This window comes from Buchnera aphidicola (Neophyllaphis podocarpi), assembly GCF_964059055.1.
Classification (GTDB): Bacteria; Pseudomonadota; Gammaproteobacteria; order Enterobacterales; family Enterobacteriaceae; genus Buchnera_M; species Buchnera_M aphidicola_A.
Map to the genome: position 1 here is coordinate 468,637 of NZ_OZ060386.1, position 26,185 is coordinate 494,821.

A 26,185-nucleotide genomic window follows, 5' to 3' on the forward strand; every position below is an offset into this window, starting at 1 on the left:
CCTATGGTGTTGCAAGATTAAGCCTCTTGGGTAATTAGTACTAGTTAGCTCAACATATTGCTATGCTTACACACCTAGCCTATCAACGTTGTAGTCTTCAACGACCCTTCAGTAAAAAATAAATATAATATTTATTTTTTCAGGGAAGACTAATCTTGGGGTGAACTTCGTGCTTAGATGCTTTCAGCTCTTATTTCTTCCGCATGTAGCTACCGGGCAATGCCATTGGCATGACAACCCGAACACCAGTGATGCGTCCACTTCGGTCCTCTCGTACTAGAAGCAGCTCCCCTCAATCTTCCTAACGCCCACGGCAGATAGGGACCGAACTGTCTCACGACGTTCTAAACCCAGCTCGCGTACCACTTTAAATGGCGAACAGCCATACCCTTGGGACCTGCTTCAGCCCCAGGATGTGATGAGCCGACATCGAGGTGCCAAACACCGCCGTCGATATGAACTCTTGGGCGGTATTAGCCTGTTATCCCCGGAGTACCTTTTATCTGTTGAGCGATGGCCCTTCCATACAGAACCACCGGATCACTAAGACCTGCTTTCGCATCTGCTCGCGTTATCACGCTCGCAGTCAAACTGGCTTATGCCTTTACACTAACCTCACGATTTCTGACCGTGATTAGCCAATCTTTGTGCTCCTCCGTTACTCTTTGGGAGGAGACCGCCCCAGTCAAACTACCCACCAGACACTGTCTCCATACCGGATAACGGTATTGGGTTAGAATATTGAGCTTTAAAGGGTGGTATTTCAAGCTTGACTCCATACAAACTAGCGTTCATATTTCTTAGTCTCCCACCTATCCTACACATTAAAGAACGACATTCAGTATCAAGCTATAGTAAAGGTTCACGGGGTCTTTCCGTCTTGCCGCGGGTACACTGCATCTTCACAGCAATTTCAATTTCACTGAGTCTCGGGTGGAGACAGCCTGGCCATCATTACGCCATTCGTGCAGGTCGGAACTTACCCGACAAGGAATTTCGCTACCTTAGGACCGTTATAGTTACGGCCGCCGTTTACCGGGGCTTCGATCAAGAGCTTTGAAAATTTTAATTTCTAACCCCATCAATTAACCTTCCGGCACCGGGCAGGCGTCACACCGTATACTTCCACTTTCATGTTTGCACAGTGCTATGTTTTTAATAAACAGTTGCAGCCAGCTGGTATCTTCGACTAAATTCAGCTAGGAAAGTAAATTTCTTCACTAATTTTAGCGTGCCTTCTCCCGAAGTTACGGCACTATTTTGCCTAGTTCCTTCACCCGAGTTCTCTCAAGCGCCTTAGTATACTCTACCTGACCACCTGTGTCGGTTTGGGGTACGATTTAACATTACCTATAGCTTAGAGGATTTTCTTGGAAGCTTGGTATTAGTTACTTCATCAAATAAATGATTCGTCATCACGCCTCAGTGTAAAGATAATCGGATTTTCCATACTATCACTCCTACACGCTTAAACCAGGATAACCGTCACCTGGATAACCTAACCTTCTTCGTCCCCCCATCGCAGCTAATATTAAGCACAGGAATATTAACCTGTTGTCCATCGACTACGCCTTACGGCCTCGCCTTAGGTATCGGCTCACCCTGCCCCGATTAACGTTGGACAGGAAACCTTGGTCTTTCGGCGAACAGGTTTTTTACCTGTTTTATCGTTACTCATGTCAGCATTCGCACTTCTGATACCTCAAATATACTTTACAATATATCTTCATAAGCTTACAGAACGCTCCCCTACCCAATAATTTAATCTTTATAAAAAGATAAAGAACTATTGCCGCAGCTTCGGTGCATAATTTAGCCCCGTTACATCTTCCGCGCAGGACGACTAGACCAGTGAGCTATTACGCTTTCTTTAAATGATGGCTGCTTCTAAGCCAACATCCTGGCTGTTTATGCCTTCCCACATCGTTTCCCACTTAATTATGACTTTGGGACCTTAGCTGGCGGTCTGGGTTGTTTCCCTTTCCACAACGAACGTTAGCACCCGCTGTGTGTCTCCCGTGATAACATTATATGGTATTTGAAGTTTGCATCGGATTGGTAAGTCAGTATGACCCCCTAACCGAAACAGAGCTCTACCCCCATATATGAATTACACGAGGCGCTACCTAAATAGCTTTCGGGGAGAACCAGCTATCTCCCGGTTTGATTGGCCTTTCACCCCTAGCCATAGGTCATCCGCTGATTTTTCAACATCAGTCGGTTCGGTCCTCCGGTTGGTTTTACCCAACTTTCAACCTGCCCGTGGCTAGATCACCGGGTTTCGGGTCTGTACCTTGCAACTAATTCTATAATAATAGAAGACGCCTATTTAGGACTCGGTTTCCCTACGGCTCCCTTAAATAAAGTTAACCTTGCTACAAAGTACAAGTCGCTGACCCATTATACAAAAGGTACGCAGTTACCTAATACTTTTTATTAAAACTTCAAAGGCTTCTACTGCTTGTACGTATACGGTTTCAGGTTCTATTTCACTCCCCTAACCGGGGTTCTTTTCGCCTTTCCCTTACGGTACTAGTTCACTATCGGTCAATCAGGAGTATTTAGCCTTGGAGGATGGTCCCCCCATCTTCAAACAAGATTTCTCGTGTCTCGTTTTACTTTTTGAATTCACAAAATAGATGTTTTCGTATACGGGGCTATCACCCTGTTTCACTTATTTTTCCAAATAATTTTACTAACATATAAATTTGATTATAATTCTGGGCTTTTCCCTTTTCGCTCGCCACTACTAAGGGAATCTCGGTTGATTTCTTTTCCTCGAGGTACTTAGATGTTTCAGTTCCCTCGGTTTGCTTTATTAACTTATTTATTCAATTAATAATGATACATATAAAATGTATCGGGTTTCCCCATTCGGATATCAACGGATAATAACGCTTCATATCAGCTCACCGTTGCTTTTCGCAGATTAGCACGTCCTTCATCGCCTCTGATTGCCAAGGCATTCACCATATACGCTTAATTGCTTAATCTTGCAACACCATAGATGTCTTTTTTATAAAACTTAAAATGAAATAAAATTTGATAAAAAACAAATATGAATTTTAGTATTATTAGCTTGTTCCAAATTGTTAAAGAGCTCAGTTTTAAAAAACTTTAAAAAGTGAAAGTTAAAGATTAATGTCCCTTAGGGGAATTGAACCCCTGTTGCCGCCGTGAAAGGGCGATGTCCTAGACCTCTAGACGAAAGGGACAAGATCAAAATTATTTTCAAAAAAATAATTTGAATATATTTTTAAATTTATAAAACTTATTAAGTAAAATCATTCTAATATTTTATATATACTATGTCAAGTATAATACTAAAATATTTAAATAAAATAAAATTTATAAATTTATTGAACTAATATTACATGTTTACAAGGTAATAAGATAGAGTCAAGCATTTTATAATAAAAATATTTAATAATTAATTATTTTTTATATTTTTAACGACAATATTAATAATAGAATTAATATCAGGTAAAAAACCAAACCAATTATAAAATGAATAAGCTGCTTGAGATACTAACATACCTAGACCATCAGAAAATTTTTTTATACCCAAACCAATACAAAAATCTAAAAAAGGAGTATTATAAGAACTATAAAAAACATCATAACAACAAGAATTAAGATTAAATTTTATATTTTTAGGAAAACAAGGAACTACATTATTCATACTACTAGATGTAGCATTAATTACTAAATCAAAATTATTATTCAAACTGGGATCAAAAATAAAAATTTTTCCATATTTTTTATATTTTAAAACAAAAGACTCAATTTTAAATTCAGTTCTATTAAATACATAAATAGAACAACCAAAATTTAATAAAGGTATGATAATATTATTAGATGTATCTCCAACGCCAAGCAATAATATTAAACTATCAGATTTAATAAAATTTAATCTCTTTAAATCATACAGTAAACCTATTCCATCTGTATTATCTCCTAAAATTTCACTAGAATTAAATGAGATTCTTTGTATTACATTTACAGAACCAGAAGCAAGAGCTCTATCTGTTAGTTTATTACATAAATAAAATGCTTTATTTTTAAAAGGTACTGTTATATTTAATCCGTAATTACTTTTTTTGCTACAAAAAAAATCTAACAATATTTCTTTAAAGTTGTTAACAGGGACTAATTTTTTAGAATAATTATATTTTATACCTGTTTGTTCAGAAAATAAACCATGAATCATAGGAGACAAAGAATGATTTATAGGATTACCAAAAACTTTACATCTTATATTTTTTTTTATGAAATCAATCACGTATTAATTCTCCATTAATTAAATTCAAAATTCTAGAATTTTTATTATTCAATCCTAATTTTCCTGGTAATAAAGGAATATTTAAATTAAATTGTTTAATTAGCTCTAATTCAGAAGTACAAGACTTTTTTCCTGTAATATTAGCACTAGTAGATATAATGGGTTTACCAAAATAATTACATAAATTTATAATAGAAATATGACTACTAATTCTTACAGCAACATAAGAAGAGTTACCAGTTATCCAAAATGGAACAGTACTTTTAGCGGGTAATAAAAAAGTTATGTTATACAAAGACCAATAAAATAACATACGTTGTTTAATAAACAATGAAATTTTAGATTCTTCTATATAGGGTTTTAACTGATCATAATTAGAAGCAACTAATATAAAACCTTTACTTATATCACGTTTTTTAATATTCAATAGTTTATATATAGCTTGTTTACTATCAGGATTACATCCTAAACCAAAAACAGATTCTGTTGGATATGCAATAACCTCATCAGTATATAATTTATATAAACAGTAATTTAAACAAGTTAAATAATGATTATTTTTCAATTTAAACACCTATTTTAAACTAATAATTTTATTAAATAATTTATAAAAATAAAAAAACATTAACTTTATAATTGACATATGCAAATAAAAATAATAAATTTGATACATTTAAATACAAAAAATAAAATCAACACAAATATATTTTTACAAAATAAAAAATATAAATATGCAATTATTTAAAATAATAAAATATCCAGACAAACGTTTAAGAAAAATTGCTAAACCTGTAAAAAAAATAAATAATAAAATAAAAAAAATAATTCAAAAAATGTTTTTAACAATGTTATATAATCAAGGAATAGGATTAGCAGCAACACAAATAGATATAAATTTAAAAATTATTGTAATTGGTAATATAGAAGAAAAATATAAAAACATAGTACTAATTAATCCAGAAATTATTGAAAAAAGAGGAAGATATAGTATAGAAGAAGGATGTCTTTCTATACCTCACAAAAAAGCTTTTATAAAAAGATATAAATATATAAAAATAAAAGCATTAGATTATAACGGAAAAAAAATATTTATAGAAGGGGAAAAATTATTGTCGGTATGTATACAACATGAACTTGATCATTTGATAGGAAAATTATTTATTGATTATTTATAAAATAAATGATTATAAATATTAAAGGAAAAAAATATTGAACAAATCATTAAAAATTATTTTTGCAGGAACTCCAAATTTTGCGGTTACTCATCTAAAAAAAATAGTAGAATCAAACTATAAAGTAGTATGCGTTATAACAAGACCAGATAAAATATCAGGAAGAGGCAAAAAATTAAGAAGTTCACCAGTAAAAGAATTTGCTATAAAAAATAATATTGAAATTAACCAACCTAAATCATTAAACAATAATAAATTTATAGAATATATAAAAGAAAAAAATGCACATATGATGATCGTAGTAGCTTATGGACTAATTATACCAGAAACTATTATTAATTTATTTAATATGGGATGTATAAACGTACATGCATCTTTGTTACCAAGATGGAGAGGTTCATCACCTATACAATATGCAATAATAAACGGAGATATAAATACAGGAGTTACAGTAATAAAAATGGATAAAAAGATAGATCATGGAAAAATAATTGATTCAATTGAATATAAAATAAAAAGTAATGAAACTAGTATTACTCTAGAAAAAAAACTATCTAAAATAGGCTCAAAACTCATAACAAAAGTTATTAATAATTTAATTTATAAAAATTTTTCTCTAAGAGAACAAAATCATAATTTTGCAACATATACAAAAAAAATTAAAAAAAAAGATGGAATAATAGATTGGAAATTAAATGCTAAAAAAATAGAAAGGCAGATTAGAGCTTTTAATCCTTGGCCTACAAGTTATTTTTTTGTAAAAAAAAAGATAATAAAAGTATGGGAAGCAAACTATATTGAATCAAATAAAAAATATAAAATAGGTAAAATAATAGAAATTAACAAGAATGGAATGCAAATAAGCACAGGAAACGGAATCATAAATATTAAAAAAATACAATTTTCAGGAAAAAAAACAGTAAGTATTAAAGATATCTTAAATTCTAATAATAATTTTTTAATAAAAGATCTAAATTTAGTAGAATAGAAAAAAAAAGAATTAATTTTATTTTTATAATAAAAAATTAATATACTTGATAAAAATAATCTTAAGAGGAACGGCAAATACCGGTCCTCAAACATGTAAAATTAATTTATATTCAAAAATAATATTTTATTAGTTCACAACAGATGATTTTTTATCATTTATTTTTTCTAATGAACGGTCAACAAAACTTAAATAAGCCATCATAGCATTATCACCAGTACGAAAACCGCATTTTAATATACGTGTATAACCTCCTTTACGATTTAGAAAATGAGGTCCTAAATCATTAAATAATTTAGTTATAACTATATTATTTTTAATACAAGAAAACATTAATCGCCTATTAGATACTGTATCATTTTTAGACAAAGTTATCAATGGTTCAATCATACGTCTTAATTCCTTAGCTTTAACAAGAGTAGTTTTAATACTTTCATAAATAACTAAAGAACAAGCCATATTCTGTAACATTGCTTTTAAATGACTCCTATTTCGATTTAATTGACGACCACTTTTATTATGTCTCATAAAACTTATTTATCCTTATTAATCGTCTATAATACTTAACGGAGGCCAATTTTCTAAATACATACCTAAAGATAAACTACGTGAAGCTAAAACATCTTTAATTTCTGTTAAAGATTTCTTTCCCAAATTAGGAGTTTTTAATAATTCTACTTCGGTCTTTTGTACTAAATCTCCAATATAATGAATAGATTCAGCTTTAAGACAATTAGCAGATCTTACTGTAAGTTCTAAATCATCTACAGGACGAAGAAGTATAGGATCAAATTCTGGTTTATCATCTTTAATTTCTGGTTGACTAACATCTCTTAAATCTACAAAAGCTTCAAGTTGTTCTGATAAAATTGTAGCAGAACATCTAATAGCTTCTTCAGGATCAATTGTACCATTAGTTTCTATTTCAATTATTAACTTATCTAAATCAGTTCTTTGTTCTACTCTAGCTGCTTCAACATTATATGATATCCTATGAATAGGACTATAACAAGCATCTAACAATAATATTCCTATAGGTCTATCTATATTTATTCTAGATGATGCAGGGACATAGCCTCTACCACGTTCTACTTTTATCCTCATAGATATAGATGTATTATCATAGGTAATATTACAAATTAAATGATTAGGATTGATAATTTCAACACTACCATCATGTTGTATATCTGATGCTAAAACAGGACCAGATCCAGATTTATGTAAAGTAAGAATAACATCATTTTTACCATATAGCTTAATTGCTAATTTTTTTAAATTTAGAAGTATTTCTAAAATATCTTCTTTAATTCCTTCTTTAGTACTGTATTCATGTAATATACCATCAATTTCTACTTCAGTAACTGCAAAACCAGGCATTGAAGAAAGTAATATACGACGTAAAGCATTACCTAAAGTATGACCTAAACCTCTTTCTAATGGTTCTAAAATAACTTTAGCATGAGTAGAACTAAACTGTTCAATATCAACTAATTTTGGTTTAAGAAATTCTGTAACTGAAATATACATTATATACTCTTCTTTATGAAATATTTATCTTGAATATAATTCAATAATTAAATGTTCATTAATTTCTGCAGAAATATCTGCACGTTCAGGAATACGTTTAAATATACCTTCCATTTTTACAGAATTTACTTCTAACCAAATAGGTTTTTGTCTCTGTTCAAATAATTCTAAAGCTGCTTTAATACGATTTTGATTCTTAGATTTTGTACTAATACTAATTATATCATTACATGAAACTTGAAATGAAGGTATATTAACAATATTACCATTAACTAAAATAGATTTATGACTAACCAATTGTCTAGATTCAGATCTAGTTGCACCAAAACCCATTCTATAAACAACATTATCTAATCTTTTTTCTAATAAAAAAAGTAAATTTTCTCCAGTATTACCTTTTAAACTAGAAGCTTTTTTATAATAATTATGAAATTGTCTTTCCAAAATACCATATAAACGACGTAATTTTTGTTTTTCTCTTAATTGTATTCCGTAATCAGATAATCTAGGTTTTTTATTACCATGTTGACCTGGTAAATTTGCAATTTTGCATTTAGATTCAATAGATCTAAAACCTGATTTTAAAAATAAATCAGTACCTTCTCTACGACTTAGTCTTAATTTTGGTCCCAAATATTTAGCCATTTTAAATAACTTCTCATTAAAAAATTAATAAAATTTTATACGCGACGTTTTTTAGGTGGTCTACAACCATTATGAGGAATAGGCGTAACATCCGTAATATTAGTAATACGAAAACCTGCAGCATTTAAAGCTCTAATAGTAGATTCTCTTCCTGGACCCGGACCTTTAACCATAACTTCTAAATTTTTAATACCGTAATCTTTTACAATATTAGCACACCTCTCAGCAGCTATTTGAGCTGCAAATGGAGTAGACTTACGCGAACCTCTAAAACCAGATCCTCCTGAAGTAGCCCACCCCAAAGAATTACCTTGTCTATCAGTTATAGTTACAATTGTATTATTAAAAGATGCATGAATATGAGCTACACCATCTGTTATTTGTTTTTTTATACGTTTTTTAATGCTAATAGATTTTTTTTTAGTCATTATAATTTTAGCCATTTATTATGAAATTTTATTTTTTTATAGGTTTACGTGGACCTTTACAAGTACGAGCATTAGTTTTAGTACGTTGACCTCTTACAGGTAAACTTCTTCTATGACGTAATCCACGATAACATCCTAAATCAATTAATCTTTTTATATTTAAATTAACCTCTCTTCTTAAATCTCCTTCAACAATTATTTTAGAAATTATTTCTCTTAATTTTTCTATCTGAATTTCAGATAAATTAATTATTTTAACATCTTTAGATATTCCGGACTTTAAGCAAATTTTTTTGGAAAGATTTTTTCCAATTCCATATATTGAGGTCAATGCAATAATAGTATGCTTATTATCGGGAATATTTATACCTGCAATACGTGCCATAAAATAAACTCCTGATAATTTATTACAATTAAATTTCATTAAAATATTTAATACAAAATAAAAATGACTAAAATCATAAAATTTATAGATTAATTAATCTCTTTATTTAATATAATATTATTATCCTTGACGTTGTTTATGCTTCAAATCAGAACTACAAATTACACGAACAACATTATTACGACGTAAAATTTTACAATTACGGCATAATTTCTTTACAGATGCTCTTACTTTCATTTTTTTATATATACCCCAAATACATATATAACATGTAAAAACTTAAATTTTATTTAAATTTAAATTTGATTTTTTTAAAACAGAAGAATATTGATTTGACATTATTATTGTTTGTATTTGAGCAATAAAGTCCATAATTACAACAACAACAATTAATAAAGAAGTACCTCCAAAATGAAATGAAACATTAATTAAATTACGTAATAATTCAGGAACTAAACAGATAAATGTAATATAAATAGAACCAATAAATGTTAACTTTAACATAATCTTTTCAATATATTTAGCAGTCTGTTCCCCGGGCCTAATACCTGTTAAAAAAGCACCTGATTTTTTTAAATTATCAGCAGTTTCTTTAGGATTAAATACCAAACCAGTATAAAAAAAACAAAAAAATATAATAAAAATAGAATATAAAATAATATATAAAGGTTTACTAGGTTGCAAATATGATGAAATTATAAAAATCCAATTTGAATGATTTAATAATCCACCAAACCAAGAAACTATAGTTGCAGGAAACAAAATTAAACTTGAAGCAAATATAGCAGGAATAACTCCAGACATATTTATTTTTAATGGTAAATGTGTACTTTGTTGTATAGCATAAAATCTATATCCTTGTTGACGTCTTGCATAATTAACTATAATTTTTCTTTGACCTTTTTCAAAAAAAACAACAAAAAAAGTTACGCAAAATATTATTATTATAACTAAGATTAAAATGTAAATATGTAAATTACCAATTCTTGTTTCTTCTATAGTATTAAGTATAGAGGAAGGAAGACCTGCAATAATTCCGGTAAAAATAATAATTGATATTCCATTTCCTAGTCCTTTTTCAGTAATTAGTTCTCCTAACCACATTAGAAAAACTGTACCTGTCACTAAACTAATAACAGAAGTAAAATAAAAACAAAATCCAGGATCAATAACTAAGTTATTCATTCCAGGCATATGAGGTAAACTTATAGATATTCCTATAGATTGTGATATAGCTAAAATTATTGTAATATATCTAGTATATTGATTTATTTTTACACGTCCAATTTCTCCTTCTTTTTTTAATTCTGATAAAAATGGATTAATTAATGTTAGTAACTGTATAATAATTGAAGCAGAAATATAAGGCATAATACCTAAAGAAAAAATAGATGCTCTATTCAAAGCTCCACCTGAAAATATATTAAACATTTCAATAATAGTGCCATGTTGACGATCTAGTATTCTTGATAGTAAATTAGTATTAATTCCAGGAATTGGAATAAAAGAACCAATGCGAAAAATAACTAAAGCAATAACAACAAAAAATAATCTATGTTTTAATTCGCTAAAATTATTATTAGAACCATGAATACCTGATGTATTTTTTTTAATAGACATTATTTTTATAACTATTCCTCTATTTAATTTTTTATATTTCCACCAGCCAATTCAATAGCTGAACGAGCTCCTTTAGTAACATTTATACCAACAATAGTTAATTGTGTCATAATTTTTTTATCAAAAATTATTTTTACATATTTAATTTTACGACTTACGATACTATGTTCTTTTAAGAAATTTAAATCGATGATTTTTTTAAAAAAATTTTCTAAAGTAGAGAGTTTAACTTCTGTTCTAAATTTATTTTTCTTAGATTTAAAACCAAATTTAGGAACTCTACGATAAATAGGCATCTGGCCTCCTTCAAAACCTATACGAACTTTACCTCCAGTTCTAGATTTTTGACCTTTATGACCTCTACCAGAAGTTTTACCAAAACCAGAAGCAATACCTCTACCAACCCTTTTAATTTTTTTTTTAGAACCAGGAGTTGGAGATAAAGTATTTAAATACATTTTATTTACATTCCTCAACTGTTAACATATAACTCACAGAATTTATCATACCACGTATAGAAGGAGTATCTTTTAAATATACAACATGTCCTATATGACGTAAACCTAAACCTATTAAAGTAAGTTTATGCTTAGGAATACGTCCTATCGAACTTTTTATTTGTGTTAATTTAATTCTTTTTTTCATCTATATTATCCATTATATCTTCAATAGATTTATTACGTTTTTCTGCTATCATTTTTGGTGACATCATACAACTTAATCCTTTCATAGTAGCTCTAACTACATTAATAGGATTAGTTGAACCATAAGTTTTTGCTAAAACATTATGTATACCGGAAACTTCTAAGACAGCACGCATAGCTCCACCTGCAATAATTCCGGTACCTTTTGAAGCAGGTTTCATAAAAATATTAGATCCTGTATAAGAACCTTTGATTTCATGTTGCAAAGTACCATTCTTTAAAGGAATATTTATCATATGTTTCCGCGCTTTCTCCATAGCTTTTTGTATAGCAGCTGGAACTTCACGTGCTTTACCATAACCAAAACCGATTTTACCATGACCATTACCTACTACTGTTAAAGCAGTAAAAGAAAAAACACGACCTCCTTTAACTGTCTTAGAAACACGATTAACAGAAATTAATTTTTCTTTTAAATCATTAAATTGTTTTTCTATATTTGCCATATTAAAATACCTTAAAAATTGAGACCAAAATCTCTTGCAGTTTGTGCTAAAGCTAAAATTCTACCATGATATTTAAAACCAGAACGATCAAAAGAAACCTTGTTTATTCCTTTTTCTAATGCACGTAATGCAATATATTTTCCAATAATAGATGCAGCATCTTTATTTCCAGTATATTTAATAAGATTAGAAATATCTTTTTCTAAAGTAGATGCAGAAACTAGCACATCAGAATTATTAGAAGAAATTATTTGAGCATAAATGTGACGTGAAGTACGATGAACTACTAAACGTACAGAATGCAATTTTTTTAACTTACTTTTTGTTTTCATAGCTCTATGTAAACGATAACATTTTTTACTTCTAAATTTCATTTTACTTTTTTTTAGCCTCTTTAATACGTATAAATTCATCTGAATAACGAATACCTTTACCTTTATAAGATTCAGGAATACGATAAGAACGTAAATTAGCAGCTACTTGGCCTAATAATTGTTTATTAGAACTTTTTAATACAATTTCAGTTTGAGAAGGAACATTAGCAAATACACCATCAGGTAATTCATAATTTATAGAATGAGAATAACCTAAAGACATGGTAAGCAAACTGTTTTTATTAGATAAAGATACCTTATATCCAACACCAGATAAAAATAATTTTTTTTCAAAATTAACTTTAATGCCTACAATCATAGAATTTATTATAGAACGAGCAGTTCCTACATGAGACCAAAAATTATCATAACCTAAATTAGTGCTAAAAGATAATATGTTATTATTATAAACAATTTTAACTGATTTATGTAATTTATACTTTAATTCTTCACTTTTACTTTTAATAAGTACTAATTGTTTATTTATTTTTATTTCTATATCAGTAGGAATAAAAATAGGTAATTTAGCAACACGAGACATTTTTTCTCCTATTAAGAAATATAACAAACAACTTCACCGCCAATACCTTGTTTTCTAGCTTCTCTATCAGTCATAACACCTCTAGAAGTAGAAATTACTGCTATACCCAAGCCTTCTAATACTTTAGGTAATTTATGTTTATTTCTATAAACACGTAAACTAGGACAACTTACACGATTAATATTTTCTATAACAGGTTTATCATTAAAATATTTTAAATATATTTGAATTGATGGTTTCTTTTCACTGGATATTTCGTAATTTTCAATATAACCTTCTGTTTTCAACAAAATGCTAATAGCTAGTTTAAATCTAGAAAAAGGTATGATAACTGAAATTTTATTAGCAAATTGAGCATTTCGAATACGTGTTAGCATATCAGATATAGGATCTTGCATACTCATAAAATATTACCTCTATATAATTAAAAAATGATTACCAGCTAGCTTTTTTTAATCCTGGTATTTCTCCTTTCATTGCAGCCTCTCTAACTTTCAATCTACTTAATCCAAATTTTCTTAAAAAAGCATGAGGTCTACCTGTTTGTCTACATCTATTTCTTTGACGAGAAGGACTTGAATCTCTAGGAAGTTTTTGCAATTGTAAAACTGCGTTCCACCTTATCTCTTTTGTTTTATTAATATCTAAAATTATAGATTTTAATTTCATACGTTTATTAAAAAATTTATTAGATAATTTTACACGTTTTATTTCACGTGATTTCATAGACTGTTTTGCCATATAATAATTTACTCCTAAAATTTTAATTACGAAAAGGAAAACCAAATTCTTTTAACAATGTATAAGATTCTTTATATGAATTAGTAGTAGTAGTAATAGTAATATTCATACCACGAATACGATCTATTTTATCATAATCTATCTCAGGAAAAATAATTTGTTCACGTATTCCTATACTATAATTACCATATAAATCGAATGATTTAGAAGATAAACCTCTAAAATCTCTAATACGAGGTAAAGCTATTTTAATTAAACGATCAAGAAAATCCCATTTTCTTTTTCCTCTTAAAGTAACTTTACATCCTATAGGATATCCTTGACGTATTTTAAAACTAGCAATAGACTTTCTTGCTTTTGTAATTATAGGTTTTTGACCCGAAATTTTAGATAAATCAAGCATAGCCTTATCTAAAACTTTTTTATCACTTGTAGGTAACCCAACACCCATATTTAATGTTACTTTTTCAATTGTAGGAACTTGCATAATAGAACTATAACTAAATTTAGATACGAAATTTTTTATTACTGTAGATTTATAATAACTATAAAGATTTTCCATAAAAAATACTCTTTATTATTTAATAATTTTATTATTAGATTTAAAAAAACGAACTTTTTTACCGTTTTCAAATCTAAAACCTATACGATCAGACTTTTGTGATTCATCATTAAAAATTGCAACATTAGAAATATCTATACTAGCTTCTTTTATGAAAATTCCACCTTGTTTATTCTGTGAAGGATTAGATTTTTGATGCTTTTTAACTAAATTTATACCTTCAACAATAATTTTTTTAGAAGATAAAATAACCTTAACAATACCAACCTTTTTTTTATCTTTTCCAGTTAAAATAATAACTTTATCATTACGACGAATTTTAAATGACATAATATATACCTTTACATTTAAACTACTTCAGGAGCCAAGGAAATTATTTTCATAAATTTTTCTATTCTTAATTCTCTTGTAACAGGTCCAAAAATACGAGTTCCTATAGGTTGTTCATTAGTATTATTTAAGATTACACAAGCATTGCTGTCAAAACGTATCACAGATCCATCAGAACGACGTATACCTTTTCTAGTACGTACTATTACAGCTTTCAGTACATCGCCTTTTTTTACTTTACCTCTAGGTATAGCTTCTTTAATAGCAACTTTTATAATATCTCCTATTCTAGCATAGCGACGTCTAGATCCACCTAAAACTTTTATACACATTGCTTTACGAGCACCTGAATTATCAGCTATATATAAAATAGTCTGTTCTTGAATCATAAAATGAGCCTTAATAAAATTAAAATCGTTAAAATAAAATAAAAAATAAATAGAACAAACAATTAAAATATAAAAATAAATATTTGTTTGTTCTAAAATATTTTTAAAAAATTGATTTTTCTAAAATTCGAACTAAAGTCCATGATTTAGTTTTAGAAATTGGTCGACATTCACAAATTTCAATTTTATCACCAATAGAACATTCATTATTTTTATCATGAATATGAATTTTAGTAGTTCTCTTTACAAATTTTTTATAAATTGGATGTTTAATAAAACGTAAAATAGAAACAACAGCTGATTTATGCATTTTATTACTAATAACTATTCCATTTAAAGTACGTTTATTTACAATCATTTTTAACGCCTTTTTCAACTAATATAGTCTTAACTCTTGCAATATTGCGCCTTACTTTTTTTAATAAATGAAATTTTTGCAATTTACCAGATGAAAATTGTATATTCAAGTTAAATTGCTCTCTTAATAAACTAATTAATTCTTTAAATAAGTCTTCAATTTTACTTTCTCTCATTTCTTTTAGTAGCATAATAAATCACCATTTCTTTAAAAAAATAGTTTTAATAGGTAATTTAGAGGATGCTAGTTTGAAGGCTTCTTTGGATTCTTCTTCAGATACTCCATCTATTTCGTATAATATTTTACCTGGTTTAACCATGGCAACCCAATATTCAACATTACCCTTTCCTTTTCCCATTCTAACTTCTAAAGGTTTTTGAGTTATAGGCTTATCAGGAAATATACGAACCCATATTTTACCTTGTCTTTTAACAGCTCTAGCAATTACTCGTCTTGCTGATTCTATTTGACGAGCTGTAATACGACCTCTAGTAATAGCTTGAAGACCAAATGAACCAAAAACAAGCTCTGAATTAATAAAAATACCTCGATTACGACCCTTGTGCATTTTTCGATATTTAGTTTGTTTAGGTTGTAACATATTAAGTATTCTCCTTCCTATATTTCCTATAATGCCTACGATTAGGTTTTTTAGGTTTAATAGCAAGTTTTTTTTCTGATTCTTTTACAGTAGTCATACCACCTAATATTTCACCTTTAAATATCCAAACTTTAACTCCTATAACTCCATAAGTAGTATGAGCTTCTGAAAAATTATATTCAATATCAGCCCTTAAAGTATGCAAAGGTACTCTACCTTCTCTATACCATTCTCTACGAGCTATTTCAGCTCCTCCTAAACGACCACTAATTTCTACTTTTATTCCTTTTGCTCCTTGACGCATAGCATTTTGTACAGCTCTCTTCATTGCACGACGAAACATAATACGTCTTTCTAGTTGAGAAGTAATATTATCAGCAACTAATTTAGCATCTAATTCAGGTTTTCTTATTTCTGAAATATTTACTTGAGCTGGAACTCCTGTAATACGAGAAATATTAATTCTTAATTTCTCTACATCTTCTCCTTTTTTACCAATAACAATACCTGGTCTAGCTGTATATATAGTAACTTTAATACTTTTTGAAGGTCTTTCAATTATAATACGAGATATAGATGCTTTAAACAATTCTTTCATTAAAAAATTACGAACTCTAAAATCACTATCTAAATTATTAGCAAAATCTTTACTATTAGAAAACCAAATAGAATTCCAAGATTTGATAATACCAAGTCTCATACCATTAGGATGAACTTTTTGACCCATTATTATTTATTCTCCATAATTATTACGTATTAGAAACAAATATAGTAATATGACTAGTGCGTTTTAAAATACGATCTGATCTACCTTTAGCTCTTGGCATTGTACGTTTCATAACAGGACCTTCATCTATTAAAATTTTTGATATTTTTAATAAGTCTGCATCTATACCATAATTATGTTCAGCATTAGCTATAGCAGATTCTAAAACTTTTTTTACAAATTTTGATGCTTTTTTATTTGTATAAGTCAAAATATCTAATGCACGTAATGCTTTTTTTCCTTTAATTAAATTAGCTACTAATCTAACTTTTTGAGCAGACGAACGTGCTCTACAATGTTGAGCAAAAGTTTCCATATTCAATTTTTACCTTACAATTTTTTTTACTTTTTTATCAGAAACATGACCTTTATATGTGCGTGTAGTTGCAAATTCACCTAATTTATGACCAACCATTTCATCAGTAATAAATATTGGTATATGATGACGACCATTATGAACTAATATATTCAAACCTACCATATTAGGAAATATAGTTGATCTACGAGACCATGTTTTAATAGGTTTTTTATCTCTATTTTTTATAGATTTTAAAACTTTATTAAATAAACTAACATCAATAAAAGGACCTTTTTTAAGAGAACGAGGCATATTTTGATATCCTTAATAAAATTATTTTACATTACGATGACGCAAGATAAATTTTTCAGTTCTCTTATTATTACGAGTTTTTTTACCTTTTGTCTGTAAGCCCCATGGAGTTACTGGATGTTTCCCAAAATTTCTACCTTCTCCACCACCATGAGGATGATCTACTGGATTCATAGCTGTTCCACGAACCGTAGGACGAATACCCCTCCATCTAGAAGAGCCCGCTTTACCTAGAACTCTTAACATATGTTTGGAATTACCAACTTCTCCTATTGTAGCTCTACAATTAGATAGAATCTTTCTCATTTCTCCAGAACGCAATCTAACAGTTGCATAAAAATTATCGCATGCAATAATTTGAACACTACTACCAGCAGAACGAGCAATTTGACCGCCTTTACCAGGCTTCATTTCAACATTATGGACTATTGTACCAACTGGAATAAATTTTATAGGCAAAGAATTACCTATTTTAATTGGAGAATTTATACCAGATAAAATTTGAGATCCTATTTTTATATTTTTAGGAGCAAGAATATAACTACGTGATCCATCTTTATACAATAATAAAGCTATATTAGAAGATCTATTAGGATCATATTCTAATCTCTCTACAATAGCACTAATATTATCCTTACAACGTTTAAAATCTATAATTCTATATTTTTTTTTATGACCACCACCAATATGTCTAGTAGTAATACGACCATTATTATTTCTACCACCAGTTTTATTGCATTTTTGTAAAAGATAAGAAATAGGTTTTCCTTTATAAAGATTTTTATTAACTAATTTAACTAAATGTCTACGACCAGGAGAAGTAGGTTTACATTTTACAATTGCCATTATTAAATTCCTGTAATTTTACTATCAAGAATTACCAATAAAATCTAAATTTTGACCAATTTTTAAAGTAACATAAGCTTTTTTCCAATTACTTTTTTTTATATTACGATTACCTTGTTTTTTTATTTTTCCTTTAGATAAAATAGTATTTACATTTTTTACATCTACATCAAATATCTTTTTAATTGCATGTTTTATTTGAACTTTTGTTGAATTTTTATTTACTTTTAGTACAAAAGTGTTTGAATTATCTTTAATTGTAGATGTTTTTTCAGATATATGAGCACCTTTTAATACTTTTAATAATAGTTCTTCATAAATCATTCCAAAATCTCCTCTAAGCTTCTCAATGCCTCAACAGTAATAATAATTTTTTTGCAAGAAATTAACATCAATGGATTAATTGAATTTACTTGACATATGTTTATATTATATAAATTACGAGAAGCAAGAAATATATTCCTATCATATTTATAAGTAATTATTAAAATTCTATTAAAAGATATTTTTTTTACCTTTTCTAATAATAATTTTGTTTTAGGATAATCTATTTTAAAAGAGTTAAAAATTAATAATCTATTTTTACGAAGTAATTCAGAAAAGATACTTTTTAAAGAACCTTTATACATTTTTTTATTAACTTTTTGACTATAATCTCTAGGTTTAGCAGCAAAAGTAACCCCTCCAGAACGCCATATAGGACTACTAAAAGATCCTGCACGAGCTCTTCCAGTACCTTTTTGCCTCCAGGGTTTTCTTCCTGATCCTTTCACTTCAGCACGATTTTTTTGAGCTTTACTACCCTGTCTAGATTTAGCTCGATACGCAACTGTTATTTGATGTATCAATGATTTATTATATTCATAAGTAAAAATATCAGAAGAAATATGTATTAATTCTTTAGAATCATATAATTCTAATTCCATAAAACACCTCTTATATCTTTAATAGCAGGTTTAATAATGACATTAGAACCAGAAAATCCAGGAACAGCACCTTTTATAAGAATTAAATTATTTGTTAGATCAATTTTTACAATTTTCAAATTTTGTACTGTTACACGAACATTACCTAAGTGACCAGCCATTTTTTTACCTTTAAAAACTCTGCCAGGAGTTTGATTTTGACCTATAGATCCTGGAACTCTATGAGATAAAGAATTTCCATGAGTGGCATCTTGAGTATGAAAATTCCAACGTTTTACAGTACCAGCAAAACCTTTACCTTTAGAAGTACCAGTTACATCAACTTTCTTAAAGTTAACAAAATTTTTTAAATTAATAACTTGTCCTAAAATAAACTTTTTACTATTAGAAATTCTAAATTCCCACAATCCTCTACCTGCAATTACATTAGATTTAATAAAATGCCCAGAAATAGATTTATTTAAAGAACCAGGTTTACATGTTCCAGTTGTTACTTGAATAGCACAATAATTATCTGTTTCTAAGCGTTTTATTTGAGTAATACGATTCTCTGTAACTTCAATTACTGTTATTGGAATAGAATTACCTTCTTTAGTAAACATACGAGTCATACCGATTTTTTTACCAACTAAACCAATCATTTTGTTTTCATACCTTGTTATTTTATTACTTATATTAAAAATAACTAACCTAAACTAATCTGGACATCTACACCAGCTGCTAAATCTAACCTCATTAATGCATCAACAGTTTTTTCAGTAGGTTCAACAATATCAATAAGTCTTTTATGTGTTCTAATTTCATATTGATCACGAGCATCCTTATTAACATGAGGAGAAACTAATATAGTAAAACGCTCTTTCCTAGTGGGAAGAGGAATAGGGCCTTTGACTTGAGCTCCTGTACGTTTAGCAGTTTCGACTATTTCTGTAGTAGACTGATCTATTAATCGATGATCAAAAGCTTTAAGACGAATACGAATTCTTTGGTTCTGCATAATATCAGAACTCCAATTAAATTATATTAACTAAAAAAAATATTACTTTCATAATAATATCTATTAAGAAAGCAAAGGCTGAATTTATAAAATTAAATTATAAATTAAATTTAAATAAGATTATTTCATTAGAAATATATTTTTATAATATATTTAAAATAAAATTTATAATAAAAAAGTTTTATAAAAAATATAATAATATATATAAAGAATCATAAATAACATAAATAAATAAATAATTTTATTATGAAAATAATAAAGGTTGAAAATTATATTTAAACTATTTTACATTAAAAAATAACATTAAGTTAATAAAAATCAAAATTTTATATTAACTTTACATTTAAATTTTTATAAATTATGTAATAATTTAATATTATCAAATTAAATACATAAAATTAAACATTGAGTTTTAATAAAACAATTGGTCATATAAATAGCAATAATAGCTATTTTATTGACCAATTTTAATAATTTAAAAATTTTTTTTAATACTAACTAAAAACTTTAATAACAACGCCAGCTCCAACTGTACGACCACCTTCTCTTATAGCAAAACGTAAACCATCTGCCATAGCAATAGGATGTATTAAATTTACAATCATTTTAATATTATCTCCAGGCATTACCATTTCAATTCCTTCAGGTAATTCAACGGATCCAGTAACATCAGTAGTACGAAAATAAAATTGAGGTTTATATCCTTTAAAAAAAGGAGTGTGACGACCACCTTCTTCTTTAGATAAAACATAAACTTCAGATTCAAATTTAGTATAAGGTGTAATAGTTCCAGGTTTAGCTAATACCTGTCCTCTTTCAATATCATCTCTTTTAACACCTCGCAATAAAATACCAACATTTTCCCCTGCCCTTCCTTCATCTAAGAGTTTTCTAAACATCTCAACTCCTGTACAAATAGTTTTATTAGTAGGTTTAATACCAACTATTTCTACTTCTTCTCCTACTTTTATTACACCTTTTTCAACTCTTCCAGTAACTACCGTACCTCTACCAGATATAGAAAATACATCTTCTATAGGTAATAAAAAAGGTTTATCTATAGCACGTTTAGGTTCAGGAATATAATTATCTAAATGATTAGCTAAGTCAATAATTTTATCTTCCCATTCTTTAACTCCTTCCAAGGCTTTTAGAGCAGATCCTCTAATGATAGGAGTTTCATCCCCAGGAAAATCATACTGAGTTAATAAATCTCTTACTTCCATTTCAACTAATTCTAATAATTCTTCATCATCTACCATATCGCATTTATTTAAAAAAACTATAATAAAAGGAACTCCAACTTGACGGCCTAAAAGAATATGTTCTCTAGTTTGAGGCATAGGACCATCTGTTGCTGCTACAACTAAAATAGCACCATCCATTTGTGCAGCACCTGTAATCATATTTTTAATATAATCAGCATGACCAGGACAATCAACATGAGCATAATGTCTATTACCTGTATCATACTCTACATGAGAAGTATTAATAGTAATTCCTCTAGATTTTTCTTCAGGAGCATTATCTATCTGATCAAAAGCAAAAGCTGCACCTCCATATCTTTTTGATAAAACAGTTGTAATAGCAGATGTTAAAGTAGTTTTTCCATGATCTACATGACCAATTGTTCCAACATTTATATGAGGTTTTAATCTATTAAATTTTTCTTTAGACATAATATATTATATCCTTTAAATTAGATAATTTATAAAATTATTGCAAAAACATAAAAAATTATAAAATTCATTTACATCTTGATTCAGTAATAATCTTAGAAATATGATTTGGCGCTTCTAAATATTTTAAAAATTCCATGGAATATGACGCTCTACCTTGAGTTTGAGAACGTAAATCAGTAGCATATCCAAACATTTCAGACAAAGGAACTCTAGCTTTAATAATTTTACCTAAAGAATTATCGAACATACCTTCTATAATTCCTCTACGACGATTTAAATCACCTATAACTTCGCCCATATAATCTGAAGGAGTTTCGATTTCTACTTTCATAATAGGTTCTAAAATAATAGGTTTTGCTTTTTTAAAACCACTTTTAAAAGCTATAGCTGCAGCCATTTTAAACGCAAGCTCAGAAGAATCAACATCATGGTAAGAACCAAAATACAAACGTACTCCTAAATTAACTACAGGATATCCTGCTAAAGGACCAGAATTTAACTGTTCTTTTATACCTTTTTCTATAGCAGGTATATACTCGCTGGGAATAGATCCTCCTTTTATATCATTTATAAAAGTATAGTTAGATTGATTATCTTTAATAGGAAATAAATCAATGAGTACATGACCATATTGACCTCGTCCACCTGATTGTTTTATATACTTACCTTCTATTCCTTTTATATTTACACTAATAGTTTCTCTATATGCAACTTGAGGTTGTCCTATATTAGCTTCTACACTAAATTCTCTTTTCATACGATCAACAATTATTTCAAGATGTAATTCACCCATTCCGGCTATAATAGTCTGATTAGACTCTTCATCAGTCCAAACTTTAAAAGAAGGATCTTCCTTAGCTAATCTTCCTAAGGCTAAACCCATTTTTTCTTGATCTATTTTAGTTTTAGGTTCTACAGCTATAGAGATTACAGGTTCAGGAAATTCCATACGTTCCAAAATTATTAAATTATTTGGATCGCACAAAGTATCTCCAGTTGTTACATTTTTTAATCCTATAGCTGCAGCTATATCTCCAGCATATACTTCTTTAATTTCTTCTCTTTTATTAGCATGCATTTGTACAATTCTACCAAAACGCTCTCTTTGAGATTTAGTAGCATTTATTACAGAATCTCCAGATTTAACAATTCCAGAATATACTCTAAAGAAAGTTAGATTTCCTACAAAAGAATCAGTTGCTATCTTAAAAGCTAATGCAGAAAATGGCTCTTTATCACTTGACTTTCTAATTATAATAGAATCTTTATTATTTTTTAAAGTACCTTTTATAGATTCTACGTCAGAAGGAGAAGGTAAATATTCAACTATAGCATCTAATAAAGTTTGAACTCCTTTATTTTTAAAAGCTGAACCACATGTAACTAAAATAATTTCATTATTTAATGATCTTTTACGTAAAGATTCTTTAATTTCTATTTCTGAAAGTATATTAGTATTTAAATATTTTTCCATTAATTCTTCATTAGTTTCTGCTGCATATTCAATTAAATTATTATGCCATTTTTTAGATATTTCAATCATATCATCTGGTATTGTTGTATAATTAAATGTAATACCTTTATCACTATCACACCAATTAATAGCTTTCATTTTAATTAGATCTATAACACCTACAAATTTTTCTTCTGAACCTATTGGTATCTGTAAGGGAACTGGAGTAATCATTAATCTTGTTTCTATCTGTTTTATTACCTTAAAAAAATCAGCTCCCATTCTATCCATTTTATTAATAAAAGCAATTCTAGGCACTTTATATTTGTTAGCCTGACGCCATACAGTTTCAGATTGAGGTTGAACTCCTCCAACAGCACAATAAATCATCACTACACCATCTAATACTCTCATAGATCTTTCAACTTCTATGGTAAAATCTACATGACCAGGAGTATCAATAATATTTATTTTATGAGGTAAAAATTGTTGAGCCATTCCAGACCAAAAAGCAGTAGTTGAAGCGGAAGTTATGGTAATTCCTCTTTCTTGTTCTTGTTCCATCCAATCCATAGTAGCAGTACCATCATGAACTTCACCAATTTTATGATTTATTCCTGTATAAAATAAAATTCTTTCAGTAGTAGTAGTTTTACCTGCATCTATATGAGCGCTAATTCCTATATTGCGATATTGATTAATAGGTGTTGTTCTAGCCATTATATTCCTTTTATTATTTATTAAACATTTAAAACAATTAAAAAACTATTTATCAAGAGCATAACTAGTAGAACAACTATAAAACTTTTTATAGTTAATAAATTCGCAAAATTATATTTTATTACCAGCGATAATGAGCGAAAGCCTTATTAGCTTCTGCCATTTTATGAATTTCTTCACGTTTTTTAACAGCTGCACCTTTATTGCTTAAAGCGTCAAATAATTCACCAGTAAGACGCAAAGACATAGACTTATCAGAACGTTTTCTCGCAGCATTAATAATCCATCTCATAGCCAAAGCATTACGTCTAATTGGACGTACTTCAACAGGAACTTGATATGTGGATCCTCCAACTCTTCTTGATTTTACTTCAACTGTTGGTTTAACATTATCTAGAGACATCTCAAAAGCAACAATTTCAGATTTTTTAGAAAGTTTAGATAATTGAAATAATGAAGAATATACTATTTCTTCAGCTATAGATTTTTTACCATCAATCATTAATATATTAATAAACTTAGCTAACAATTCTGATCCAAATTTAGGATCTGGTAATATTTTTCTATTACCAATAACTTTACGACGAGGCATACCCTTATTCCTATAATTTAGAGCTTCAATTAAATATAATTTCAAATTTAAATTTATGTTTTTTTATTTTTAACACCATATTTAGATCTAGATTTTTTTCTATTTTTTACTCCAGCACAATCTAATGATCCTCTAATTACATGATATCTAACTCCAGGCAAATCTTTTACTCTACCACCACGAATTAAAACAACTGAATGTTCTTGAAGATTATGTCCTTCACCCCCAATATAAGCAGTAACTTCAAAACCATTAGTCAATCTAACTCTACAAACTTTACGTAATGCTGAATTGGGTTTTTTTGGAGTTGTTGTATATACTCTGGTACATACACCTCTTTTTTGAGGACAATTATTCAAAGCAGGAACATTGCTTTTAAAAACTTTATTGATTCTAGGTTTACGAACTAACTGATTAACTGTAGACATTATATTCCCTTAGTTTTATCTATCATATTTTTATATTTTTATAATTTAATTTTATTGTAATAAAATTATAATAGAAAATAAGCAAAGTAAAAATTTTAGATTACCAAAAATGATTTATATACTTATAATATAATTTTATGAATAAATATTATTACAAAATAATTTAAGATCTGTTTTTAATTGTTAAAGAAACAAATAATTTATAACAAACTAATTTAAATTTGCTAGAAATATAATATAAAATACATATTTATTATAAATATTATTTAAAATATAAAAATTAAAAACTTAAAATGATTTGGTTTAAAAATATTTTTTAAAGAAATAATAATATAATCTTATATCAATAATAAATTTATTATTTTTTACATACAAAATAAAATAATAGTTAAGTATCATTAATAGAAAGAGATTTCGTAAAATATTTTACATAAAATTCCAAAATTAAAAAATAATAATATGATTGGAATTATGCATATTTTTCAATAATTTTATATTTAATATTTGTAAATAAAAACATTTTATAAAGATATATTTATTTTATAATTAAAATATTTTTTATTTAAAATTTGTTTCAAATTAAATTTTTTAATTTATCAAAAAGTTAATACTTTAAAAAAAACACAATTACAAAAAAATTTTTTTTGAGTTATAATTTTTGAATCAAATGAATAATACTACCATAATAAAAAAAGATGAATCAGATCTTATATTGAATAATACCATTATAAAATATATACTTTCTTTATTTTTCTATTGAGACATAAAACAAATTAGAAAATAATAGCTAAAAATTTTATAAATTATTAAAGTATTTATCAGAGAAACTTTTATGAATAATACATATTTTAATCGAAGATGCAATATATATATTAAGTTTAAATTTAAATTTAATATGTAACTTTTTTATTAATTTATTAAATTAAAATGAATAAAATTTCTAAAAAATTTTACTAATATTAAAATTCAATAAAAAAACAAAAAATAATAAAAAATATAAATTAATAAAAAAAATAAATCTTTAAAAAACAATAATGAACTATTAGAATCTTAAACACTATATAGCAAACCA

Annotated in this window: 36 protein-coding genes, 1 tRNA gene and 1 rRNA gene; 2 read left to right on the forward strand and 36 right to left on the reverse strand. The window is 27.8% G+C overall.

The genetic code is table 11. The features are described 5' to 3' along the window. Positions 1-13 precede the first annotated feature (13 nt). From AB4W60_RS02215 to AB4W60_RS02230, 4 genes are all read right to left on the reverse strand, one after another. Positions 14-2,993, reverse strand: a 23S ribosomal RNA gene (locus AB4W60_RS02215). Positions 2,994-3,142: 149 nt separating this feature from the next. After that, a tRNA-Glu gene (locus AB4W60_RS02220) sits at positions 3,143-3,215 on the reverse strand. Positions 3,216-3,430: 215 nt separating this feature from the next. Further along, positions 3,431-4,282 carry a shikimate dehydrogenase gene (aroE, locus tag AB4W60_RS02225; RefSeq protein WP_367676098.1) on the reverse strand — a complete coding sequence of 284 codons (852 nt, stop codon included), beginning with the start codon at positions 4,280-4,282 and terminating at the stop codon, positions 3,431-3,433. Continuing rightward, positions 4,275-4,847: a Sua5/YciO/YrdC/YwlC family protein gene (locus tag AB4W60_RS02230; RefSeq protein ID WP_343188554.1), complete on the reverse strand. Its 573-nt coding sequence runs from the start codon at positions 4,845-4,847 to the stop codon at positions 4,275-4,277. The genes aroE and AB4W60_RS02230 overlap by 8 nt, the downstream gene beginning before the upstream one ends. A gap of 166 nt (positions 4,848-5,013) precedes the next feature. Between AB4W60_RS02230 and def the strand changes: the two genes are divergently transcribed. Together def and fmt are read left to right on the forward strand one after the other, a co-directional pair. Then, complete coding sequence (def, locus tag AB4W60_RS02235) at positions 5,014-5,457, forward strand: peptide deformylase (protein ID WP_367676099.1); 444 nt, start codon at positions 5,014-5,016, stop codon at positions 5,455-5,457. A 34-nt stretch (positions 5,458-5,491) separates the two neighbouring features. Next, complete coding sequence (gene fmt, locus AB4W60_RS02240; RefSeq protein WP_367676100.1) at positions 5,492-6,442, forward strand: methionyl-tRNA formyltransferase; 951 nt, start codon at positions 5,492-5,494, stop codon at positions 6,440-6,442. Between the two features lie 129 nt (positions 6,443-6,571). On the opposite strand, the gene rplQ is transcribed toward fmt, so the two are convergent. The 32 genes from rplQ to rpsL all read right to left on the reverse strand — a co-directional run bounded on the left by rplQ (position 6,572) and on the right by rpsL (position 25,113). Beyond that, positions 6,572-6,970 carry a 50S ribosomal protein L17 gene (rplQ, locus tag AB4W60_RS02245; protein ID WP_367676101.1) on the reverse strand — a complete coding sequence of 133 codons (399 nt, stop codon included), beginning with the start codon at positions 6,968-6,970 and terminating at the stop codon, positions 6,572-6,574. 18 nt (positions 6,971-6,988) lie between these two features. After that, positions 6,989-7,969: a DNA-directed RNA polymerase subunit alpha gene (gene rpoA, locus AB4W60_RS02250; protein ID WP_343188558.1), complete on the reverse strand. Its 981-nt coding sequence runs from the start codon at positions 7,967-7,969 to the stop codon at positions 6,989-6,991. A 24-nt stretch (positions 7,970-7,993) separates the two neighbouring features. Next, complete coding sequence (gene rpsD, locus AB4W60_RS02255) at positions 7,994-8,614, reverse strand: 30S ribosomal protein S4 (RefSeq protein ID WP_367676102.1); 621 nt, start codon at positions 8,612-8,614, stop codon at positions 7,994-7,996. A gap of 35 nt (positions 8,615-8,649) precedes the next feature. After that, the gene (gene rpsK, locus AB4W60_RS02260) at positions 8,650-9,042 is read right to left on the reverse strand and encodes a 30S ribosomal protein S11 (protein ID WP_343188560.1); all 393 of its coding nucleotides are present in this window, start codon (positions 9,040-9,042) and stop codon (positions 8,650-8,652) included. A 28-nt stretch (positions 9,043-9,070) separates the two neighbouring features. Then, positions 9,071-9,427, reverse strand: a complete 357-nt coding sequence (gene rpsM / locus AB4W60_RS02265; RefSeq protein WP_343188561.1) for a 30S ribosomal protein S13 — start codon at positions 9,425-9,427, stop codon at positions 9,071-9,073. Between the two features lie 120 nt (positions 9,428-9,547). Then, complete coding sequence (gene rpmJ, locus AB4W60_RS02270; protein ID WP_343182988.1) at positions 9,548-9,664, reverse strand: 50S ribosomal protein L36; 117 nt, start codon at positions 9,662-9,664, stop codon at positions 9,548-9,550. A gap of 42 nt (positions 9,665-9,706) precedes the next feature. Further along, positions 9,707-11,047: a preprotein translocase subunit SecY gene (gene secY / locus AB4W60_RS02275; RefSeq protein WP_367676103.1), complete on the reverse strand. Its 1,341-nt coding sequence runs from the start codon at positions 11,045-11,047 to the stop codon at positions 9,707-9,709. A gap of 23 nt (positions 11,048-11,070) precedes the next feature. Further along, positions 11,071-11,505, reverse strand: coding sequence for a 50S ribosomal protein L15 (gene rplO / locus AB4W60_RS02280; RefSeq protein ID WP_343188563.1), 435 nt, complete (start codon positions 11,503-11,505; stop codon positions 11,071-11,073). Position 11,506: 1 nt separating this feature from the next. Then, positions 11,507-11,692: a 50S ribosomal protein L30 gene (rpmD, locus tag AB4W60_RS02285; RefSeq protein ID WP_343188564.1), complete on the reverse strand. Its 186-nt coding sequence runs from the start codon at positions 11,690-11,692 to the stop codon at positions 11,507-11,509. Beyond that, positions 11,676-12,197 carry a 30S ribosomal protein S5 gene (gene rpsE / locus AB4W60_RS02290; protein ID WP_343182992.1) on the reverse strand — a complete coding sequence of 174 codons (522 nt, stop codon included), beginning with the start codon at positions 12,195-12,197 and terminating at the stop codon, positions 11,676-11,678. Before rpsE ends, rpmD begins: the two co-directional genes overlap by 17 nt. A gap of 11 nt (positions 12,198-12,208) precedes the next feature. Next, positions 12,209-12,571 (reverse strand): 50S ribosomal protein L18, encoded by a 363-nt coding sequence (rplR, locus tag AB4W60_RS02295; protein WP_367676104.1) that lies wholly within the window; start codon positions 12,569-12,571, stop codon positions 12,209-12,211. Position 12,572: 1 nt separating this feature from the next. Further along, positions 12,573-13,112, reverse strand: coding sequence for a 50S ribosomal protein L6 (gene rplF, locus AB4W60_RS02300; protein WP_343188566.1), 540 nt, complete (start codon positions 13,110-13,112; stop codon positions 12,573-12,575). Positions 13,113-13,123: 11 nt separating this feature from the next. Then, on the reverse strand, positions 13,124-13,516 hold the full coding sequence (rpsH, locus tag AB4W60_RS02305) for a 30S ribosomal protein S8 (protein WP_343188567.1): 393 nt from the start codon (positions 13,514-13,516) through the stop codon (positions 13,124-13,126). Between the two features lie 31 nt (positions 13,517-13,547). Further along, on the reverse strand, positions 13,548-13,853 hold the full coding sequence (gene rpsN, locus AB4W60_RS02310) for a 30S ribosomal protein S14 (RefSeq protein WP_343188568.1): 306 nt from the start codon (positions 13,851-13,853) through the stop codon (positions 13,548-13,550). A gap of 22 nt (positions 13,854-13,875) precedes the next feature. Then, entirely contained in the window at positions 13,876-14,415 is a 540-nt protein-coding gene (gene rplE / locus AB4W60_RS02315) for a 50S ribosomal protein L5 (protein WP_343188569.1), read from the reverse strand. 15 nt (positions 14,416-14,430) lie between these two features. Next, a complete protein-coding gene (gene rplX / locus AB4W60_RS02320) occupies positions 14,431-14,745 on the reverse strand; it encodes a 50S ribosomal protein L24 (protein ID WP_343188570.1) in 315 nt (104 codons plus the stop codon). Between the two features lie 17 nt (positions 14,746-14,762). After that, the gene (gene rplN / locus AB4W60_RS02325) at positions 14,763-15,134 is read right to left on the reverse strand and encodes a 50S ribosomal protein L14 (protein WP_343188571.1); all 372 of its coding nucleotides are present in this window, start codon (positions 15,132-15,134) and stop codon (positions 14,763-14,765) included. Between the two features lie 103 nt (positions 15,135-15,237). After that, positions 15,238-15,492 (reverse strand): 30S ribosomal protein S17, encoded by a 255-nt coding sequence (gene rpsQ / locus AB4W60_RS02330; RefSeq protein WP_343183000.1) that lies wholly within the window; start codon positions 15,490-15,492, stop codon positions 15,238-15,240. After that, positions 15,479-15,682, reverse strand: coding sequence for a 50S ribosomal protein L29 (rpmC, locus tag AB4W60_RS02335; RefSeq protein WP_343188572.1), 204 nt, complete (start codon positions 15,680-15,682; stop codon positions 15,479-15,481). The genes rpsQ and rpmC overlap by 14 nt, the downstream gene beginning before the upstream one ends. A gap of 6 nt (positions 15,683-15,688) precedes the next feature. Continuing rightward, entirely contained in the window at positions 15,689-16,093 is a 405-nt protein-coding gene (gene rplP / locus AB4W60_RS02340; protein WP_367676105.1) for a 50S ribosomal protein L16, read from the reverse strand. A 1-nt stretch (position 16,094) separates the two neighbouring features. After that, entirely contained in the window at positions 16,095-16,820 is a 726-nt protein-coding gene (gene rpsC, locus AB4W60_RS02345) for a 30S ribosomal protein S3 (RefSeq protein WP_343188574.1), read from the reverse strand. 22 nt (positions 16,821-16,842) lie between these two features. Continuing rightward, on the reverse strand, positions 16,843-17,175 hold the full coding sequence (gene rplV / locus AB4W60_RS02350; protein WP_343188575.1) for a 50S ribosomal protein L22: 333 nt from the start codon (positions 17,173-17,175) through the stop codon (positions 16,843-16,845). A 9-nt stretch (positions 17,176-17,184) separates the two neighbouring features. Next, the gene (gene rpsS / locus AB4W60_RS02355; protein WP_367676106.1) at positions 17,185-17,469 is read right to left on the reverse strand and encodes a 30S ribosomal protein S19; all 285 of its coding nucleotides are present in this window, start codon (positions 17,467-17,469) and stop codon (positions 17,185-17,187) included. Between the two features lie 21 nt (positions 17,470-17,490). Next, positions 17,491-18,315 (reverse strand): 50S ribosomal protein L2, encoded by an 825-nt coding sequence (gene rplB / locus AB4W60_RS02360; protein ID WP_367676107.1) that lies wholly within the window; start codon positions 18,313-18,315, stop codon positions 17,491-17,493. A gap of 24 nt (positions 18,316-18,339) precedes the next feature. Continuing rightward, the gene (gene rplW / locus AB4W60_RS02365; protein ID WP_343188578.1) at positions 18,340-18,639 is read right to left on the reverse strand and encodes a 50S ribosomal protein L23; all 300 of its coding nucleotides are present in this window, start codon (positions 18,637-18,639) and stop codon (positions 18,340-18,342) included. Next, positions 18,636-19,241, reverse strand: a complete 606-nt coding sequence (gene rplD, locus AB4W60_RS02370; protein ID WP_367676108.1) for a 50S ribosomal protein L4 — start codon at positions 19,239-19,241, stop codon at positions 18,636-18,638. Before rplD ends, rplW begins: the two co-directional genes overlap by 4 nt. Beyond that, on the reverse strand, positions 19,232-19,882 hold the full coding sequence (gene rplC, locus AB4W60_RS02375) for a 50S ribosomal protein L3 (RefSeq protein WP_367676109.1): 651 nt from the start codon (positions 19,880-19,882) through the stop codon (positions 19,232-19,234). Before rplC ends, rplD begins: the two co-directional genes overlap by 10 nt. 44 nt (positions 19,883-19,926) lie before the next feature. Continuing rightward, complete coding sequence (gene rpsJ / locus AB4W60_RS02380) at positions 19,927-20,238, reverse strand: 30S ribosomal protein S10 (protein WP_343183010.1); 312 nt, start codon at positions 20,236-20,238, stop codon at positions 19,927-19,929. A 494-nt stretch (positions 20,239-20,732) separates the two neighbouring features. Then, positions 20,733-21,917 carry an elongation factor Tu gene (gene tuf, locus AB4W60_RS02385; protein WP_343188581.1) on the reverse strand — a complete coding sequence of 395 codons (1,185 nt, stop codon included), beginning with the start codon at positions 21,915-21,917 and terminating at the stop codon, positions 20,733-20,735. A gap of 67 nt (positions 21,918-21,984) precedes the next feature. After that, the gene (gene fusA, locus AB4W60_RS02390; RefSeq protein ID WP_343188582.1) at positions 21,985-24,093 is read right to left on the reverse strand and encodes an elongation factor G; all 2,109 of its coding nucleotides are present in this window, start codon (positions 24,091-24,093) and stop codon (positions 21,985-21,987) included. Between the two features lie 121 nt (positions 24,094-24,214). Next, positions 24,215-24,685 carry a 30S ribosomal protein S7 gene (gene rpsG / locus AB4W60_RS02395; protein WP_343188583.1) on the reverse strand — a complete coding sequence of 157 codons (471 nt, stop codon included), beginning with the start codon at positions 24,683-24,685 and terminating at the stop codon, positions 24,215-24,217. A 53-nt stretch (positions 24,686-24,738) separates the two neighbouring features. After that, the gene (gene rpsL / locus AB4W60_RS02400; RefSeq protein WP_343183014.1) at positions 24,739-25,113 is read right to left on the reverse strand and encodes a 30S ribosomal protein S12; all 375 of its coding nucleotides are present in this window, start codon (positions 25,111-25,113) and stop codon (positions 24,739-24,741) included. Between the last annotated feature and the right edge of the window lie 1,072 nt (positions 25,114-26,185).

Coding starts and splice junctions, on each gene's coding strand:
- def (WP_367676099.1), top strand. CDS start 5,014: ATGCAATTATTTAAAATAATAAAATATCCAGACAAACGTTTAAGAAAA.
- rplQ (WP_367676101.1), bottom strand. CDS start 6,970: ATGAGACATAATAAAAGTGGTCGTCAATTAAATCGAAATAGGAGTCAT.
- rpoA (WP_343188558.1), bottom strand. CDS start 7,969: ATGTATATTTCAGTTACAGAATTTCTTAAACCAAAATTAGTTGATATT.
- rpsD (WP_367676102.1), bottom strand. CDS start 8,614: ATGGCTAAATATTTGGGACCAAAATTAAGACTAAGTCGTAGAGAAGGT.
- rpsK (WP_343188560.1), bottom strand. CDS start 9,042: ATGACTAAAAAAAAATCTATTAGCATTAAAAAACGTATAAAAAAACAA.
- rpsM (WP_343188561.1), bottom strand. CDS start 9,427: ATGGCACGTATTGCAGGTATAAATATTCCCGATAATAAGCATACTATT.
- rpmJ (WP_343182988.1), bottom strand. CDS start 9,664: ATGAAAGTAAGAGCATCTGTAAAGAAATTATGCCGTAATTGTAAAATT.
- secY (WP_367676103.1), bottom strand. CDS start 11,047: ATGTCTATTAAAAAAAATACATCAGGTATTCATGGTTCTAATAATAAT.
- rplO (WP_343188563.1), bottom strand. CDS start 11,505: ATGTATTTAAATACTTTATCTCCAACTCCTGGTTCTAAAAAAAAAATT.
- rpmD (WP_343188564.1), bottom strand. CDS start 11,692: ATGAAAAAAAGAATTAAATTAACACAAATAAAAAGTTCGATAGGACGT.
- rpsE (WP_343182992.1), bottom strand. CDS start 12,197: ATGGCAAATATAGAAAAACAATTTAATGATTTAAAAGAAAAATTAATT.
- rplR (WP_367676104.1), bottom strand. CDS start 12,571: ATGAAATTTAGAAGTAAAAAATGTTATCGTTTACATAGAGCTATGAAA.
- rplF (WP_343188566.1), bottom strand. CDS start 13,112: ATGTCTCGTGTTGCTAAATTACCTATTTTTATTCCTACTGATATAGAA.
- rpsH (WP_343188567.1), bottom strand. CDS start 13,516: ATGAGTATGCAAGATCCTATATCTGATATGCTAACACGTATTCGAAAT.
- rpsN (WP_343188568.1), bottom strand. CDS start 13,853: ATGGCAAAACAGTCTATGAAATCACGTGAAATAAAACGTGTAAAATTA.
- rplE (WP_343188569.1), bottom strand. CDS start 14,415: ATGGAAAATCTTTATAGTTATTATAAATCTACAGTAATAAAAAATTTC.
- rplX (WP_343188570.1), bottom strand. CDS start 14,745: ATGTCATTTAAAATTCGTCGTAATGATAAAGTTATTATTTTAACTGGA.
- rplN (WP_343188571.1), bottom strand. CDS start 15,134: ATGATTCAAGAACAGACTATTTTATATATAGCTGATAATTCAGGTGCT.
- rpsQ (WP_343183000.1), bottom strand. CDS start 15,492: ATGATTGTAAATAAACGTACTTTAAATGGAATAGTTATTAGTAATAAA.
- rpmC (WP_343188572.1), bottom strand. CDS start 15,682: ATGCTACTAAAAGAAATGAGAGAAAGTAAAATTGAAGACTTATTTAAA.
- rplP (WP_367676105.1), bottom strand. CDS start 16,093: ATGTTACAACCTAAACAAACTAAATATCGAAAAATGCACAAGGGTCGT.
- rpsC (WP_343188574.1), bottom strand. CDS start 16,820: ATGGGTCAAAAAGTTCATCCTAATGGTATGAGACTTGGTATTATCAAA.
- rplV (WP_343188575.1), bottom strand. CDS start 17,175: ATGGAAACTTTTGCTCAACATTGTAGAGCACGTTCGTCTGCTCAAAAA.
- rpsS (WP_367676106.1), bottom strand. CDS start 17,469: ATGCCTCGTTCTCTTAAAAAAGGTCCTTTTATTGATGTTAGTTTATTT.
- rplB (WP_367676107.1), bottom strand. CDS start 18,315: ATGGCAATTGTAAAATGTAAACCTACTTCTCCTGGTCGTAGACATTTA.
- rplW (WP_343188578.1), bottom strand. CDS start 18,639: ATGATTTATGAAGAACTATTATTAAAAGTATTAAAAGGTGCTCATATA.
- rplD (WP_367676108.1), bottom strand. CDS start 19,241: ATGGAATTAGAATTATATGATTCTAAAGAATTAATACATATTTCTTCT.
- rplC (WP_367676109.1), bottom strand. CDS start 19,882: ATGATTGGTTTAGTTGGTAAAAAAATCGGTATGACTCGTATGTTTACT.
- rpsJ (WP_343183010.1), bottom strand. CDS start 20,238: ATGCAGAACCAAAGAATTCGTATTCGTCTTAAAGCTTTTGATCATCGA.
- tuf (WP_343188581.1), bottom strand. CDS start 21,917: ATGTCTAAAGAAAAATTTAATAGATTAAAACCTCATATAAATGTTGGA.
- fusA (WP_343188582.1), bottom strand. CDS start 24,093: ATGGCTAGAACAACACCTATTAATCAATATCGCAATATAGGAATTAGC.
- rpsG (WP_343188583.1), bottom strand. CDS start 24,685: ATGCCTCGTCGTAAAGTTATTGGTAATAGAAAAATATTACCAGATCCT.
- rpsL (WP_343183014.1), bottom strand. CDS start 25,113: ATGTCTACAGTTAATCAGTTAGTTCGTAAACCTAGAATCAATAAAGTT.